The sequence below is a fragment of the Actinospica durhamensis genome (assembly GCF_018139695.1).
In the GTDB taxonomy this organism is placed as follows: domain Bacteria; phylum Actinomycetota; class Actinomycetes; order Streptomycetales; family Catenulisporaceae; genus Actinospica; species Actinospica durhamensis.
Genome location: NZ_JAGSOG010000650.1, coordinates 1 through 779 on the forward strand (window position 1 = coordinate 1; position 779 = coordinate 779).

Annotated in this window: 1 pseudogene; it reads right to left on the reverse strand. The window is 66.8% G+C overall.

What is annotated here, in order from left to right:
- A pseudogene (locus KDL01_RS46390) lies at positions 1 to 572 on the reverse strand (SGNH/GDSL hydrolase family protein); the annotation flags it as partial.
- Positions 573 to 779: the final 207 nt, after the last annotated feature.

Here is a 779-nt window from a genome sequence, read left to right on the forward strand (position 1 = left end):
GTCTCGGAGAGACCGATGCAGGAGGTGCCGAGTTTGTAGAAGCGGGGGTAACCGAGCACCACCACGTGGGCGTTGGGGGCCCGGGTGCGGACGGCGGTGTAGACGCTGTCGAGCCGGCCGGGCAGCGTCGAGTCGACGTAGGACCGGGCGGTGGCGATCCGGGAGAGGCAGGTGCTGTCGGACTGGAGCACACAGGTCGTCATGACGTCGGCGAACCCGGCGTCGTTGCCGCCGACGCTGAGGGAGACGAGACCGGTGGCGGAGCTGAGCGGGCCGAGCTGCCCGGAGAGAACATCATCCGTACGAGCGCCCGATCAGGCGGGGAAGTCGAAGGAGGAGGGTGAGTTGGCGGCCGCCCAGAGGTACGGGTAGGCCTTCGTGCTGCGCTTGCAGTCGCCGCTGGAGGAGATGTAGCTGCCGGTTCCGACACCGGAGGAGTAGGAGTCGCCGAGCGCCACATAGCCGCCGACCGCGGCCTGTTGGGACGCCTGGGCCGTCGCGGCGCCGGTGAGGGCGGCGGTGGCGGCGAGGAGGAACGAGCTCAGGAAGAGGGCAAGTCGGGAACGTCTCATGGAACCTCCCTTTAGCAGGATCTCTGCCTCAACCGTCGTAGCAACTACGCGTGTTGACTGGAAGTGTCCATGCCAAGAATTCTCGACTCCCCCCAGGAACCACCCGATTTCTTCACACGAACCATCGCACGGGATGACCGTTCAACGCTGGACGAAATCCGGCCGTGGGGACTTTCGGCCCTTGACGCCCCCTACGGGGTGCGCCAC